Source organism: Alterinioella sp. B-7 (assembly GCF_056857775.1).
Genome location: NZ_JBSXNT010000026.1, coordinates 86,894 through 101,717 on the forward strand (window position 1 = coordinate 86,894; position 14,824 = coordinate 101,717).

A 14,824-nucleotide genomic window follows, 5' to 3' on the forward strand; every position below is an offset into this window, starting at 1 on the left:
CAGAACAATTGGCACAGGCCCCGCGCGGCGCTACAGTCAAAGGCGCTTTGACTGCCCCGCCCTGCCGCAGACACCAGGAGGCCCGATGCCCATTCGCCCTGCCCTGTTCGCCGCGATCCTCGCCGCCTCGCCTGCCGCCGCCGACATGATACAGGTGACCGTCGCCAACGCCCCTGCCGGGGCACAGCTTTGCGCCCTGGTCATGCAGGCCCCCGGTGAGTCCAGCGCCGCGCGCGCGATGATCGAGGCACAGCGCCCCGTCTTCACAGGCGGCATGGCCAGCATCGAACCGCCCCGCGACACCGCCGGCCGCGCGCTCTATTTCGAGGGCCGCGTGCGCCTTGTCGCCACCGCGCCGGGGCATTGCCCGGTCGGGTGCGACCTCGACATCTTCTGGAACCACCCGCCCGATCCCGGCACCGCCCTGGCCGAACAGGCCTGCGCCTTCGACCTGAGCCTGGCGCGCGCGGGCAGCACCGCCTGCCGGGAGGGGGAAACGACCCGCCTGCCCTATGCAACCGGCCCCGAATACCGCCCCGCTCCGGGCGAGGCTCCGATCCCGATTGCCGGTATCGACGGTGAGGTCGAATACCACATCGGCGATACCGCCAGCCGCCCCCTGACCTGCGCCACGCCGTGACCCAAGCCGATATGGTTCATTTCCGCGCGGAATTTGCCGCGCTGGTCGCCTTCCCGACCGAACCGGGCGCCGGGGCCGCGCATGACGCCTGCCTTGCCCATATCGCGGCACTGATGACCCCGGCGGGGTTCGACACCGAGGTGATCACCGGCCCGCATCCGCCGATCCTGCTGGCCTCGCGGATCGAGGATGCCGCCCTGCCGACGCTGCTCAGCTATTCGCATGCCGACACGGTTCCGGGGATGGAGGGCCAGTGGCAGGACGGGCTGGACCCCTGGACGCTGACCCCGCGCGACGGCGCGCTGTTTGGGCGCGGGGTGGCCGACAACAAGGGCCAATTCCTGGTCAATTTCACCGCGATCCGACGGGTTCTCGACCGCCAGGGACGGCTCGGCTTCAATCTGCACTGGCTGATCGAGATGGGCGAGGAGGTTGGCTCACCGGGGCTGGAGGCGGTTTGCGCGGCCCTCAAGCCACGCTTGAAGGCCGAATTGTTGCTGGCCTCGGACGGGCCGCGCCTGCGCGCGGATCAGCCGACCGTGTTCCTTGGCGCGCGGGGCGGGTTGGGGGTGGAGCTGACCATCCGCCACCGCGAGGGCGGGCGGCATTCGGGCAATTTCGGCGGCCTTCTGCGCAACCCCGCAACGGAAATGGCGCATGTCCTGGCCGCGATCATCGGGCCGGACGGGGCCTGCAAGGTGCCGGGTTGGGTTCCGGACGCCCTGCCCGAGGAAACCCGCGATGCCCTCAAGGGGATCACACCGGCAGGGGGCGAGATCGACGCGGGTTGGGGCGCACCCGGCCTGACCCCCGCCGAACGGGTCCATGGCTGGTCGGCGGTTGAGGTGCTTTCCCTGACCGCGGGCCGGATCCCGCCCGTCAACGCCATCCCGCCCGAAGCCACGGCGCATATCCAGTTGCGCCATGTGACGGGCCTGGACGAGGACGCGCTGCTGCCCAACCTGCGGGCGCATCTGGACGCGTCTGGCTTCGATTACGTTTCGATCAGGGAACATGAAGCGCGGTTTCCGGCCTCGGCCACGCCGCTGTCACATCCGTTCGTATCGGTTGTCACCGGTTCCATCGCGCGCAGCACCGGCACGGCCCCAGCCCTCCTGCCCTCGCTCGGCGGGTCGCTGCCCAATCACGTTTTTACCGAGACGCTCGGCCTGCCCTCTGTCTGGGTGCCGCATTCCTACCCCGGATGCAGCCAGCACGCCGCCAATGAACATGTGCCCGAAGCTGTCTTCGCCAGCGCCATCGCCCTGATGACGGAAGTTTTCGCCGATATCGGTGCGACATCGCGGGCCGAGCTTGGGCTAGGGGATTAGCTGTCGCGGTCCGCGCGCCAGGCGCTCAGGGCCGGGTTCTCGGCCGGACGCTCGGGGTCTGCCGGGTCGCCTTCCGCCTCAGGGCGCGGCATCCTGGGCATCGGCGCGCCACGCGGGCTGCGGAAATAATACATCTCCCGCGCGCCGAAATAGAAGCTGACAATCGCGCCCAAGAGCCACCACAGCGGCTCGGGCACTTCGCGCAGGCCCACCATGCGGGCGGCGAAGGCACCGGGATCGGCCATCGCGAAGACGAAGAGGCCAAGCGTGCCAAGCGCCAGCATCGGGCGCGGCAAGCGGTTGATTCCATTGACCAGCCGGTCGAACCAGCCGCCGCGACCGTATTGAAACTCATCGCCATGCGCATCCAACGCGGCGCGCTGTGCTTGCGCCGACAATTCCATCCGGCGGGTTTCATTGGCGCGGAAGACCTCGGCCACGCCTGACGCCGCCTCTCCCACCGCCTGCACCGTGCGGGCATTTCCAAGCGCGCGCGAGATCAGCCCCATGCCGCTACCCGCGCCCGGTGTTCCGCATCCGTAAGGTGGTAGCGCGGCGAGATGAACTCCTCCGCCCGCAGGATCCAGCCGCCCTTGCCGCCATCGCGCCGTGTCGCATAGCGGCGCGAGGCCGGGCGGCGGTCGGCCAGACGGTAGTAGAAATTGCGCCGCGCAATGCCATAGGCGTCGACCAGGTGATCGGGGGCCTGGGCATAGGCCGCCTGGGACGCCGCGATGGTCTGCGGCCCGATGGTGCCGTCGACGGCGATGTCGAACCCCATGTCGCGCAAGAGGCGTTGCAGGATGCGCACCGCCCCCGCGCCGGCATTGACCTGCATGTCGAAGACGGAAGATTGCAGCGCCTCGGGCAATCGGTCGATGCCGGGCCGGGTGTAGTAATGCTCGATGAAGATCTCGGTGGCACGATCCGCCGTCATCAGGCGCACATCGGCCACATCGACATCGCCATCGCCATCGAGATCGAGGCCGAGGCCGCGCATCGTGTGGATGGTGACGCCGAAATTCGTGGCCCCGCCGGGGTCGTTCGGATCGTTCACGAAGCCCCCCTCGCGGGCGACAATCTCAGATGCAATTTGGCGAACCGACAGCATGGCTCAGCCCTCCATGCTCAAGGTTCCAGGTCATGCCCCGTTCTAGGGCTGCTCCCCCCGATTCCCGGGGGCAACTGCCATGAGATTGAGGGCAAATCCGTTAAAATTGTGCTAAAACGCCGCGCGGTTTTTCAGCTGCCTTCGGAGGTGCGGTAGACGCCCTGTTCCTCAAGCGCGTCGATCACCTCGACGGGCATGTAGGTCTCATCGTGGCGCGCAAGCAACTCGGTGGCCAGGAACACGCCGTCTTGATAGGTGCCGGTCGCGATCGTGCCCTGCCCCTCGCCAAAGAGGTCCGGCGCCGCGTCTCTGCCGACGTAGCGCACCGGGATGTCGGCGCCGCCATCGGTGACGACAAAGCTGAACTCGACGCCCTCGCCCGGCTGCATCGAGCCGTCAAGGACCAGCCCGCCGATGCGGAACACCTCATCCGACGGCGGCGCGGTTTCGGCCACTTCCGTGGGTGTGCGGAAGAAATTGATACCATCGCGAAGCCCGTAACCGATCAGCACCGATGCCCCGGCCAGCAGCACGGCGGCGATGATGATGATCTGGATCCGGCGTTTTTTCTTGAGCCCGCGCATCGTTGCAATTCCTCTTCTACGCAGCGCAAAGATAAACCTCTTTGCGACCGTGGCAAAGACCGCGCGGCCATTTGGCGCGGATCAGCTTTAACATTGCCTGACAATATACTGATTCAGAACACTATTTCAGGCAGATATGAATTCGATCTTGCGGCGCAGGAATTGCACGGCCTTGTTCGAGACGCGGGCCGGATCGCCCGATGTCAGGAAGGCAGGCTCGGTCCCCGGCCCGATCATTCCGGGGCGGCGCTCCAGGTAATCGGCAAGGCTTGCCGCGACCAGGTCGGGCTGCGAATAGACCGCGACATCGGGGCCGAGCGCGGCCTGGAACACCTCCTGCACCAGCGGGTAATGCGTACAGCCCAGGATCGCGGCCTGCGGCTTCGGCATCCGGCGTTGCAGCGCCTCGACATGGGAGCGCACGAGCGCTTCGGCCAGGATCATGTCACCCTCCTCGATCGCATCGACGACACCGCCACAGGGCTGCGCCTCCACGTCCACCCCGATGGCGCGGAAGGCCAGTTCGCGCTGGAACGCGCGGCTGGACACGGTCGTTGGCGTGGCAAAAAGCGCGACATGCTGAACGGCCACCTCGCGCGGCGGGGAATTGTCGCCCCAGTTGCGTTCTGTCAGCGCCTCGATCAGGGGTACGAAGACGCCGAGGACACGCTTGCCCTCGGGCACCCACCCCTCCTGCATCCGGCGCAGGGCGGCGGCGGAGGCGGTGTTGCAGGCCAGAATCACCAGGTCACAGCCGGCCTGGAACAGGCGATCCACCCCGGCGGTGGTCAGCGCATAGATGTCGTCGGCATCGCGCACGCCATAGGGCGTATGCGCGTTGTCACCGTAATAGACGAAGGGCACGTCCGGCAGGCGCTTGGTCACCGCCTCCAGCACCGTGAGCCCGCCCAATCCGCTGTCGAAGATCCCTACCGCCATCTGCCTGCCCCGTTCTTCTGCCTTGGCGAAACCTTAATCGGGCCGGCTGCGGAAATCCATCCGTTCATCTTCGCGTCCAGCCCCAAAGACAGATCAATTCCATCGCCACATGCGCGCCCGCGACGGCGGTGATCTCGGCAGTGTCGAAAGGCGGCGAGACCTCGACCACATCGCCACCGACCAGGGTGATCCCCGCCAGGTCACGCATCAGGATCGCCGCCTGGCCCGAGCTGAGCCCGCCCCAGACCGGCGTTCCGGTGCCGGGGGCAAAGGCAGGGTCGAGGCAGTCGATATCGAAGCTGAGGTAACAGGGCGCATCGCCCACGATCTCACGCGCATGTCTTGCTATCGCGGCGGGCCCCTGCTCATGCACCTTGCGCGCGTCCAGCACCTCGATGCCAAGGTTATCCTCGACCACCGTGCGGATGCCGATATGGACCGAGCGTGCGACGTCGATCAGCCCCTCCTGCACCGCCTTGTAGGTGAAGGTGCCGTGATCGACGCGGGCGGGCTCATCATCGGGCCAGGTATCGGTATGGGCGTCGCATTGAATGAGCGCCAGTTTCCCATGTTTCTTCACATGCGCGCGCAGCAGGGGCAGCGTGATCGAATGATCCCCGCCAAGCGCGATCATCGCGGCACCTTGGGACAGGATGCCGGACGCATGCGCCTCCAATGCAGCGGGAAAATCGGCCATGCGCGCGTAGTCGAAGGCCAGGTCGCCGTAATCGGCAATCGCCAATTCGCTCAGCGGATCGAACCCGTCCCAGCCATAGGGCGGATCGTTGACCTGAAGCGCGCTGGCCGCCCGAATCGCGCGGGGGCCAAGCCTTGTGCCGGGCCGGTTCGTCACCGCCTGGTCGAAGGGCACGCCGGTGATGGCGATGTCGACGCCCGCCAGATCCTTGGTGTAGCGGCGGCGCAGGAAGCTGGTGGCCCCGCCAAAGGTGTTCTCCGACGACAACCCGCGCAGATCGCGCCGCGTGAATGCCCCATCCACATCGTGTTTCGCATCTTCCAATGCCATTGCGCGGCCTCCCCGTTCGATCTGCCCCATCCAAAGCGCCGTTTCACGCCAAAGGCAACCGCGTCTTGCATCGCAGAGGCCCCCCGGTGCATCAAGTGAAGGACGGGACGCGCGCAAAAAGGGCAGGATCAGCATGACCGATGACGACGTGAGACAGGCTTTCATCGACGGGATGAGCCTCGCCGCCGCCTCGGTCAGCATCGTGACCACCGATGGACCGGCAGGACGCCAGGGTGTGACGGTCAGCGCGATGACGCCCGTCTCCGCCGATGGCGAGGCGCCGACGCTGCTGGTCTGCCTCAATGCCAGCGCCACCACCCTGCCCGTGCTGCTGGAGAACGGCTGCTTCTGCGTCAACGTGCTGGCGCGCGAGCAGGTCGATATTTCGGACGTCTTCTCAAGCCGCCGCCCCGCGCCCGATGGCGACAAGTTCAACGCCGCGGGCTTCGATGCGGGCCCGACCGGCGCGCCTCGGCTGAAAGGCGCCTTGGTCAGTTTCGATTGTCGGCTGGTCTCCGCTGACAAGATCGGAACGCATCATATTTGCATCGGCGCGGTGGAAGATGTGACGGTCAGCCAGGGATCGCCCCTGCTTTACGGGATGCGCAGCTATCTCAGGGCCGAAAAGCACTGATTTTCCAGCAGGAATCGCTGCACCGCCGCTACCGCGCCAGATTGTCCCAAGTGCAGGAATGCAACAGCCTCACGCCCGATCCGGGCGGGATTTCTTCAATCACGGACCCAACCGCCCACCTGTCGGGTTGTGGCACCGAGCGCTTGGATATCGAGCGCATCGAGCACGCAAGCAAACACAGGAGAAATCCGATGAAGACCCTTATTCTCTCTACCTCGATCCTGGCCCTGACCGGCGCGACCGCATTCGCAGGCGGCGCAGGTGAGACCGTGCAGGAGCCCGCCCCCGTCTACACCGCGCCCACGCCCCAGTTCACCGACTGGACCGGCGGCTATGTCGGCCTCGGCTATTCCATGTATTCCGGCGATCTCGACTACTCGAACCCCGGTGGCGGGTCGTTCGACCTGGATGACAGCAATGGCGCCAACATCTTCGGCGGCTACCTCTTCCAGTCCGGCAATATCGTCTACGGCGGTGAGCTGGCCTATTACGATACCGGCGACCAGAACGTGGAAGGCGTCGCGGGCGCAAGCATGGACAACGTCCTCGATCTGAGCGGCCGTGTCGGCTATGCCATCGACAACGTGCAGTTCTACGCGCTGGCCGGGTATTCGATGGGCGAGTTCTCGCAAGGCGGGGCCGATGAAGACCTCGATGGCTGGAATTATGGCCTCGGCGTCGAATACCTGGTCTCGGACCAGTTCTCGGTCGGCCTGCAATACACGGGCCGCGAGCTGGAGGGTGACAACCCCGCCGTGGCCGGTCAGGAGATCGACATGAACCACAACTCGGTCTCGCTGCGCGCCGCATTCCGGTTCTGATCCCGCGAGACCTGCTGACATGGAAAGGCCCGGCCCCCCGCCGGGCCTTTTTCATTGCGCGCATCCGGCCTATGACAGGGGTTATGAAAGACGCCCTGATTCACGACACCGCAGGCGGCATGCCGCGCCTTCTGGAAATCATGCGCCGCTTGCGCGATCCCGAAACGGGCTGCCCCTGGGATATCGAACAGAGCTTCGAGACCATCGCGCCCTACACGATCGAGGAAGCCTACGAGGTCGCCGACGCGATCGAGCGCGGGTCGATGGAGGATTTGCGCGGCGAGTTGGGCGACCTGCTGTTGCAGGTGGTCTATCACGGCGCGATGGCCGAGGAGGCGGGCGCGTTCAGCTTCGACGATATCGTGCGCGGCGTCGCCGACAAGATGGTGGCCCGCCACCCGCATGTGTTCGGCGATGAAAGCCGCGAGAAATCCGCCGAACAGCAGAGCCACGATTGGGAGGCTGTGAAGGCCGCCGAACGCGCGGGCCGTGCACAGACCGGTGTGTTGGAGGATGTGGCGTTGAACCTGCCTGCCCTGATGCGGGCCGAGAAACTGCAAAAGCGCGCCGCAAGGGTCGGCTTCGACTGGCCCGAGATCGGCCAGGTCCTGGCCAAGATCGCCGAGGAAGCGGGCGAGCTGGCCGAGGCGCGGGACCGCCTGCCGCAAGACAGGATCGCCGAGGAAATGGGCGATCTGCTTTTCGTCATGGCCAACCTTGCCCGGCACCTGAAGGTCGATCCGGAAGTCGCCCTGCGCGGTGCGAACGCCAAGTTCAGCCGCCGCTTCGCGTTTATCGAGGCGGAACTGGCGCGCCAGGGCCGCTCCTGCGACGAGAGCGACCTGGAGGAGATGGACGCGCTCTGGGACCGGGCCAAGGCGCGGGGCCTCTGAGGTCCGAACCTGGCGCGCTCCGCCACTTGCAAGCAATCGGCTTATTCAGCGGCCAGTTGGCGCTCCAACATCGGGGCGAGGTAATGCCCGGTATGCGAGGAACTGATCCCCGCGACCTCCTCGGGCGTTCCGGTTGCCACGATGCGCCCTCCGCCATCGCCGCCTTCGGGGCCGATATCTATGATGTGATCGGCGGTCTTGATCACGTCGAGATTATGCTCGATCACCACGACCGAATTGCCCTGGTCGACCAACTCGTGCAGCACCTCCAGCAGCTTGCGCACATCCTCGAAATGCAGGCCGGTGGTGGGTTCGTCCAGGATATAGAGTGTGCGGCCCGTGGAGCGTTTGGCAAGCTCCTTGGAGAGCTTCACCCGCTGCGCCTCGCCGCCTGACAATGTCGTCGCCTGCTGGCCGACCTTGATATAGTCGAGGCCCACGCGGGACAGCGCCTCCATCTTGTCGCGGATGCTCGGCACCGCCTTGAAGAAGGCACGCGCTTCTTCAACCGTCATGTCAAGAACGTCGGCTATGCTCTTGTTCTTGAATTTTATTTCCAATGTCTCGCGATTGTACCGCGCGCCCTTGCAGGTCTCGCAGGTGACGTAGACATCGGGCAGGAAGTGCATCTCGATCTTGATCACGCCATCGCCCTGGCAGGCTTCGCAGCGCCCGCCCTTGACGTTGAACGAAAACCGCCCCGGCTTGTAGCCGCGCGCCTTGGATTCGGGCAGGCCCGCGAACCAGTCGCGGATGGGCGTGAAGGCACCGGTATAGGTGGCGGGATTACTGCGCGGGGTGCGGCCGATGGGGCGCTGGTCGATGTCGATGACCTTGTCGAGATGCTCCAGCCCCCTGATGGTCTCGCAGGGCGCGGGCGTCTGGCGGGCGCCGTTCAGCTTCATCGAGGCGGTCTTGAACAGGGTCTCGATGGTCAGGGTCGATTTGCCACCGCCCGAGACGCCGGTGACGCAGACGAATTTGCCCAGGGGGAAATCGGCGGTGACATCCTGAAGGTTGTTGCCGGTCGCGCCCACCACGGTGACCGCCCTGCCGTTGCCCTCGCGCCGGGTTGCGGGCACGCTGATCTCGCGCGCGCCGGAGAGGTATTGCCCGGTGATCGAGGCGCTGTCGGCGATGATGTCGGCAGGTGTGCCCTTGGAGACGACCTGCCCGCCATGTACGCCCGCACCGGGGCCGATATCGAAGACGTAATCGGCCTCGCGGATCGCCTCCTCGTCATGTTCCACCACGATCACCGTGTTGCCCTGGTCGCGCAGGTTCTTCAGCGTCGTGAGCAAGCGGTCATTGTCGCGCTGGTGCAGCCCGATGGAGGGCTCGTCCAGCACGTAGAGCACGCCGGTCAGGCCCGAGCCGATCTGACTGGCCAGCCGGATGCGCTGGCTTTCACCACCGCTAAGCGTGCCGGCATTGCGGGACAGTGTCAGGTATTCGAGACCGACATTGTTCAGGAAGCCGAGCCTCTCGCGAATCTCCTTCAGGATGGCGCGGGCGATCTCGTTCTTTTGCGCGGTCAGGTGGTCGGGCACGGTGGCGCACCAGTCGGCGGCCTCACGTATGCTCATCTGCACGACCTGGCCGATATGGCGCAGGTCGTTGCGCGGCCCGATCCGGACGGCCAATGCCTCCTCGCGCAGGCGGTAGCCGCCGCAGGTGCCGCAGGGGCGGTTGTTCTGGTAGCGCTCGAATTCCTCGCGGATCCAGGCGGAATCGGTCTCGCGGTAGCGGCGCTGCATGTTGGGGATGACGCCCTCGAAACTGCGCGTGACCTCGTAGACGCGGCCGCCATCGTCGTAGCGGAAGGGGATTTCCGTGTCGCCGGAGCCGCGCAGGAAGACCTGCTGGACATCCTCGGGCAGGCTCTTCCAGGGCGCCTTGGGGTCAAACCCGTAATGGCGCGCGATGGCCTCGATGGTCTGGATGAAATAGGGCGATTTGCCCTTGCGCCATGGGGCCAGCGCGCCGTTTTCCAGTGTCAGGGTGATGTCCGGCACAACGAGGCGCTCGTCGAAAAAGAGTTCAACACCGAGGCCGTCGCAGGCCGGGCAGGCCCCGAAGGGCGCGTTGAACGAAAAGAGCCGCGGCTCGATCTCGGGGATGGTAAAGCCCGAGACCGGACAGGCGAATTTTTCCGAGAAGGTGATGCGTTCGGGGTCGCCTTCCTTGGGGGCAGTCTCAAGGATGGTGATGCCATCAGCGAGGTCCAGCGCGGTGCGGAAGCTGTCGGCCAGCCGCGTCTCGACGCCTTCACGGACCACGATCCGGTCGACCACAACGTCGATGTCATGGCGGAATTTCTTGTCCAGCGTGGGCGGCTCGTCCAACTCGTGGAACGCGCCATCGACCTTGACCCGCTGGAAGCCCTGTTTGCGCAGATCCAGCATTTCCTTGCGGTATTCACCCTTGCGGTCGCGCACGATCGGGGCCAGCAGGTAGCCGCGCGTCCCCTCCTCCATCGCCATCACGCGGTCGACCATGTCCTGCACCTGTTGCGCCTCGATCGGCTGTCCGGTGGCGGGCGAATAGGGCGTGCCGACGCGGGCGAAGAGAAGACGCATGTAGTCGTAGATCTCGGTCACCGTGCCGACGGTGGAGCGGGGGTTCTTCGACGTGGTCTTCTGCTCGATGGAGATCGCAGGCGAGAGGCCCGAGATGTGATCGACATCCGGCTTTTCCATCATGTCGAGGAACTGCCGCGCATAGGCGCTGAGCGATTCCACATAACGGCGCTGGCCTTCGGCATAGATCGTGTCAAACGCCAGGCTGGACTTGCCCGAGCCGCTGAGCCCGGTGATGACCACAAGCTGATCGCGCGGAATGTCCACGTCGATATTCTTGAGATTATGCTCGCGCGCGCCGCGCACCTCGATGTTTTTCAGCTCGGCCATGCCTGCCCCCGGATAGATTTGGTTAAGAGATAGGGGACGCGGGCCGAGTCTCCAACCGAAAAAGCGGAACAGAGATAGAACAAACCGGCTTTCCCTCTATTGCCGCACGATCCGGTGCGATATCCAGCCAAGCGCCACGATGCCCGCGATCGAGATCAGCGCTGCGAGGACCAGAAGGCCGGGAAAGCCCCCCGCCCCGAGCGCCAGCGCAAAAAGCGGGCTGCCAAGGCCGGTGCCCAGGTTACCAAGCTGCGCCACGGCCCCGTTGGCTTCGGCCTGGCCGGTGGCGTCGTGGTTCAACGCGGGGATGGCGGCGAAGGCGGCCCCCGGCGCGATGCCGATGATGATGAAGGCGAGAAACGCGAGCCAGGGCGCGAAAGCCGCGGGCGCGATGGCCAGCAGCGCCAGCATCCCCACCGTCATGGCATAGGACAGCATCATCAGGCGCACGGGCGGGATGCGGGCAGCGAGGATGCCGGAGAGGAAAATACCGACAAGCGCGATCAGCGGCAGGAGCCCCGCCACCAGCGCCACCGGCAGCGGCCCCGCGATGAAGGGCGGCAGGAAGGTGAGAAACGCCATGAAGACAAGCGTATGCGCGAAGAAGCCAAGCCCCGGCGCCACGCGGTTGGGGTGGCTGTAGAGGCGGCGGTGATAGGTCAGGAAACCCGGCCAGACCTCGCGCCCGCGCGGCCCCGAGGAGAGCCGCGAGGCCACCGCGCCCGCAAGCGCCAGCATCAGCACGCCGTGCAATGCCCAGATGCCTTGCAGGCCGATCCGGTCCAACAGCAGCGGCAGGGCCGCGCCGACCATTGCAAACCCGACGCCGAAATACCCCGCCCAGAGGGCCATGACCATCGGGTAATCCTTGCGCGCCGAGACGCGGATCATCAGGACGGGGGCCGCGACCACGATGGAGAGATGCGCCATGCCTTCAAGGATGCGGCTGACGATGAAAAGCGGGAAGGGCAGCACCAGCGATTGCACAAGCGACAGGATACCGCCCAAGATCAGCGCCCCGATCAGCACCTTTCGCGGGCCGTAGCGCGCCACGCCGAACCCCGCCAGCGCGCCAAGCACGATGCCCGCCCCGCTGACCGCCGTCAGCGACAGGGCCAGCATCGGGGCGGATCGGTCATAGAGCGCGGCCAGGGCTGCGAAGGTCAGCGACAGCTTGGCAAACTGCGCCGCCGCGGCCAGGCCCACCCCGAACAGCAGCCACACCTGCCCCCATTGCGTTTCATCATCCATGGTCAGGGCGATGATCCTGCACCCGCCGAAGGTCAAGGCCCCGCGTCACAACGCTTCACAAAAACCCCGAATCGGACGTAGCATGGGTCCATTCCATTTTCCGAAACAGGTTTTAGTCCGATGCGCCGCTTGCTCTCCGCCCTTCTTCTGCCATTCCTCGCCGCCCTGCCCGTCTCGGCCCAGGACCGCGACCAGGCCGCCACGATCCTCGTGCTGGATGCCTCGGGCTCGATGTGGGGCCAGATCGACGGGGTCAACAAGATCGTCATCGCGCGCGAGGTGATCGGCGATTTGCTGACGCGGATCCCCGCGGACATGGCGCTGGGACTGACGATGTATGGCCATAACCGGCGCGGCGATTGCTCGGATATCGAGACCATGGTGCAGCCCGGTATCGGCAATCGCGACCAGATCGCCCAGATCGTGAACGAGGTGAACCCGCGCGGGCGCACGCCGCTCTCGGATGCGGTCATCCAGGCCGCCGAACAGCTGCGCTACACGGAGAACCCCGCGACCGTGATCCTGGTCTCGGACGGGCGCGAGACCTGCAACGCCGACCCCTGCGCCGTCGGTCTGGCGCTGGAGGAGGCAGGCATCGACTTTACCGCGCATGTGATCGGATTTGACGTCTCCGAACAGGAAGATCGCGCGCAATTGCAGTGCCTTGCGGAAAACACCGGGGGCCAATTCCTGACCGCCTCGAACGCGGCGGAACTGGCTGATGCGCTGGAGCAGGTGGTCGTGGCCCCGGCCTCGCCGCCGCCTGCCACCATCACCATGCAGGCCGTTGTCGCGCCCGACAACACCGCGCCCGTGTCGCCTCTGATGTGGGAGGTTTTCACCACCGCCGGCCAGCAGATCATCGAGGCCGTGCAGGCCCCCGCGATCAGCGCCCCCCTGCCCGCCGGGGACTACCGCATCCAGCTTTACCGCATGGCGCAGGAAACCACGCATGAGGGCGTCTTTACCGTCGTCGCGGGCCAGGATCAGGTGGTCACGCTCGTGCTGCCCGAAATCGTGCCCGAGGCAACGGTGTCAGCCCCCGATACCGCGCCGATCGGCACCACGATTCCGGTCGACTGGACCGGGCCGGATGCGGCAAATGACGCCATCGTCATAGCCCGTCCCGACGGCCAGCCGACCGCTGCGCGCATCGCCACCTCGCAGGGCAATCCGACACAGATCACCCTGCCGACAGACCCCGGCGACTACCTGGTGCAGTATTATCATGCCGGGTTGCGGCAGGTGCTGGCCGAACAGCCGATCACTGTCACGCCGATCCCCGCAACGCTTGAGGCCCCGCAAACCGCGGTCGCAGGCTCGACCATCGAGGTGGGCTGGACCGGCCCCGACGCGCAAAGCGACTTCATCGCCGCAGGGCCCGTGGGGGAGGCAACCTACGCCACCTATTCACTGACCCGAGACGGCAATCCCGCCCAGTTGCGCGTGCCGTCGCTGCCCGGAAGCTACGAGCTGCGCTACACGCTCGGCACCGGCCGCGAAGTTCTGGCCACGCATCCTCTGACCGTGACGCCTGCAACGGCCACGCTGGACGCGCCCGAAACGGCCCTGGCCGGTGAGACCATCGACATCGCCTGGACCGGCCCCGGCTATGCGCCGGACTTCATCGCCGTGGGCCTGCCGGGCGAGACCTCCTATACCGCCTATGCGCTGACCCGCGAGGGCAGCCCCGCACGGCTCGCCATGCCGGTCGATCCGGGCAGCTACGAGCTGCGCTATGTGATGCAGCAGGACCGTGTCGTCATCGCCACGCGGCCCATCGAGATCAGCGATATCGAGGCGGTTCTGGATGCCCCCGACAGCGCCGTCGCGGGGTCGGACATCCAGGTCAGCTGGACCGGACCCGACTACCGGAACGACTTCATCGCTGTCTCCGGCAGCGACGATCCAACCGGCTATGAGAACTACACCTATACGCGCGAGGGAACGCCGCTCAGCCTGACCATGCCGACCGAACCGGGCACCTATGAGATCCGCTATTACGTCAACCAGGATCGCACCATCATCGGGCGGCGCCTGATCGAGGTTACCGAATTGGGCGCGACCTTGGACGCGCCTGCCACAGCCGAGGCCGGATCGACGGTGCAGGTTGCGTGGTCCGGGCCGGATTACCGGAACGACTTTGTCGCCGTCTCCGCCACCGACGACCCGACCGGATACGAGAACTACACCTACACCCGCGATGGCAGTCCGGCGGCGGTGCAGATGCCGACCGAACCGGGCGAGTATGAGTTGCGCTATTACGTCAACCAGGATCGCACGATCATCGCCCGCCAGCCGATCCAGGTCACCGCCGTCGGTGCAACACTGGACGCGCCTGCCACAGCCGAGGCCGGATCGACGGTGCAGGTTGCGTGGTCCGGGCCGGATTACCGGAACGACTTTGTCGCCGCCTCCGCCACCGACGATCGGACCGGGTACGAGAAGTACACCTACACCCGCGATGGCAGTGCGGCAGCGGTGCAGATGGCGACCGAACCGGGCGAGTACGAGCTGCGCTATTACGTCAACCAGGACCGCCCCATCATCGCCCGCCAGCCGATCCAGGTCACCGCCGTTGCTGCAACACTGGACGCGCCTGCCTCAGCCGAGGCCGGATCGGCGGTGCAGGTTGCGTGGTCCGGGCCGGATTACCGGAACGACTTTGTCGCCGTCTCCGCCAC

General features: G+C 66.0%; 13 protein-coding genes. 6 read left to right on the forward strand and 7 right to left on the reverse strand.

Annotated elements, in window-relative coordinates:
• The first annotated feature begins 85 nt into the window (after nt 1-85).
• Both AC13C7_RS07080 and AC13C7_RS07085 read left to right on the forward strand, forming a co-directional pair.
• Nucleotides 86-640: a hypothetical protein gene (locus tag AC13C7_RS07080; RefSeq protein ID WP_482867036.1), complete on the forward strand. Its 555-nt coding sequence runs from the start codon at nt 86-88 to the stop codon at nt 638-640.
• Nucleotides 637-1,971, forward strand: a complete 1,335-nt coding sequence (locus AC13C7_RS07085; RefSeq protein WP_482867037.1) for a M20/M25/M40 family metallo-hydrolase — start codon at nt 637-639, stop codon at nt 1,969-1,971. Before AC13C7_RS07080 ends, AC13C7_RS07085 begins: the two co-directional genes overlap by 4 nt.
• On the opposite strand, the gene AC13C7_RS07090 is transcribed toward AC13C7_RS07085, so the two are convergent.
• The 5 genes from AC13C7_RS07090 to speB all read right to left on the reverse strand — a co-directional run bounded on the left by AC13C7_RS07090 (nt 1,968) and on the right by speB (nt 5,632).
• Complete coding sequence (locus tag AC13C7_RS07090; protein ID WP_446117700.1) at nt 1,968-2,480, reverse strand: holin family protein; 513 nt, start codon at nt 2,478-2,480, stop codon at nt 1,968-1,970. The genes AC13C7_RS07085 and AC13C7_RS07090 overlap by 4 nt on opposite strands.
• Nucleotides 2,471-3,082 (reverse strand): holin-associated N-acetylmuramidase, encoded by a 612-nt coding sequence (locus AC13C7_RS07095; protein WP_446170614.1) that lies wholly within the window; start codon nt 3,080-3,082, stop codon nt 2,471-2,473. The genes AC13C7_RS07090 and AC13C7_RS07095 overlap by 10 nt, the downstream gene beginning before the upstream one ends.
• A 131-nt stretch (nt 3,083-3,213) precedes the next feature.
• Nucleotides 3,214-3,666: a cytochrome c maturation protein CcmE gene (gene ccmE / locus AC13C7_RS07100; protein WP_482867038.1), complete on the reverse strand. Its 453-nt coding sequence runs from the start codon at nt 3,664-3,666 to the stop codon at nt 3,214-3,216.
• A gap of 126 nt (nt 3,667-3,792) precedes the next feature.
• Nucleotides 3,793-4,605 (reverse strand): glutamate racemase, encoded by an 813-nt coding sequence (locus tag AC13C7_RS07105; protein ID WP_482867039.1) that lies wholly within the window; start codon nt 4,603-4,605, stop codon nt 3,793-3,795.
• A gap of 64 nt (nt 4,606-4,669) precedes the next feature.
• The gene (gene speB / locus AC13C7_RS07110) at nt 4,670-5,632 is read right to left on the reverse strand and encodes an agmatinase (RefSeq protein ID WP_482867040.1); all 963 of its coding nucleotides are present in this window, start codon (nt 5,630-5,632) and stop codon (nt 4,670-4,672) included.
• Nucleotides 5,633-5,765: 133 nt separating this feature from the next.
• Between speB and AC13C7_RS07115 the strand changes: the two genes are divergently transcribed.
• The 3 genes from AC13C7_RS07115 to mazG all read left to right on the forward strand — a co-directional run bounded on the left by AC13C7_RS07115 (nt 5,766) and on the right by mazG (nt 7,980).
• A complete protein-coding gene (locus AC13C7_RS07115) occupies nt 5,766-6,266 on the forward strand; it encodes a flavin reductase (protein ID WP_446117695.1) in 501 nt (166 codons plus the stop codon).
• A 191-nt stretch (nt 6,267-6,457) separates the two neighbouring features.
• On the forward strand, nt 6,458-7,087 hold the full coding sequence (locus AC13C7_RS07120; RefSeq protein ID WP_172319229.1) for an outer membrane protein: 630 nt from the start codon (nt 6,458-6,460) through the stop codon (nt 7,085-7,087).
• 83 nt (nt 7,088-7,170) lie between these two features.
• On the forward strand, nt 7,171-7,980 hold the full coding sequence (mazG, locus tag AC13C7_RS07125) for a nucleoside triphosphate pyrophosphohydrolase (RefSeq protein WP_482867041.1): 810 nt from the start codon (nt 7,171-7,173) through the stop codon (nt 7,978-7,980).
• A 41-nt stretch (nt 7,981-8,021) separates the two neighbouring features.
• Here mazG and uvrA read toward each other — a convergent pair whose 3' ends face one another.
• Nucleotides 8,022-10,889 (reverse strand): excinuclease ABC subunit UvrA, encoded by a 2,868-nt coding sequence (uvrA, locus tag AC13C7_RS07130; protein WP_482867042.1) that lies wholly within the window; start codon nt 10,887-10,889, stop codon nt 8,022-8,024.
• A 96-nt stretch (nt 10,890-10,985) separates the two neighbouring features.
• A complete protein-coding gene (locus AC13C7_RS07135) occupies nt 10,986-12,140 on the reverse strand; it encodes an MFS transporter (RefSeq protein WP_482867043.1) in 1,155 nt (384 codons plus the stop codon).
• A 120-nt stretch (nt 12,141-12,260) separates the two neighbouring features.
• Between AC13C7_RS07135 and AC13C7_RS07140 the strand changes: the two genes are divergently transcribed.
• Nucleotides 12,261-14,824, forward strand: a 2,564-nt coding sequence (locus AC13C7_RS07140; protein WP_482867044.1) for a VWA domain-containing protein, incomplete at its 3' end; no start/stop codon positions are given.